Annotated in this window: 1 pseudogene; it reads left to right on the top strand. The window is 51.6% G+C overall.

Annotated features, from left to right (window positions below):
• Positions 1–546 (top strand): annotated as a pseudogene (locus tag L691_RS30055) (ISL3 family transposase); the annotation flags it as partial.

Below are 546 nucleotides of genomic sequence, written 5' to 3'. Positions count from 1 at the left end.
GGAGGATCTGCGTGCTTATGCTCGTACGCACCCTGATTTTCTTGCGCTGAAGCCGAAAGCCGTGGTCATGGATTTGGCTCAGATGTACCACACGTGGATTAGCGAATGCTTTCCGGATGCGATTCGCATTGCAGATCGGTTCCACGTTCACAGCTATGTCATTGAAAGTGTCCAGGCTGTCCGAAAGTCAGTGCAGCACACGCTGGCTCCTCGGGCCAAAGCGATCCTGAAACGTCATCATCGGTTACTGAATCCGCCTATGGATACCCTGCCGGAAAAGAGTCAAGCGCAGCTCGATATATTACTCAGCTTCTCGCCACTGCTACGTAGCGTCTGGGAATGGAAAGAAGCTTTTTCTCGTTGGTATGACTGTTCACCGGACGCCCGGATTGCTAGCCTTCACTTTAACCTTTGGTGTCAGCAAGGCGAAAACATTGATCATGATGCCGTTCATGTACCTTGAAGACGATGCGTAATTGGGAATCGGAGATTGTGAACTACCACCGCTGTCGCTGGACCAACGCAACCGTCGAAGGACGGCACAAT

The sequence above is a fragment of the Paenibacillus zanthoxyli JH29 genome (genome assembly GCF_000520715.1).
In the GTDB taxonomy this organism is placed as follows: domain Bacteria; phylum Bacillota; class Bacilli; order Paenibacillales; family Paenibacillaceae; genus Paenibacillus_AQ; species Paenibacillus_AQ zanthoxyli.
The sequence above is the reverse complement of the archived record's forward strand: the minus strand, read 5'-3'. Positions and strand labels throughout refer to the sequence as shown.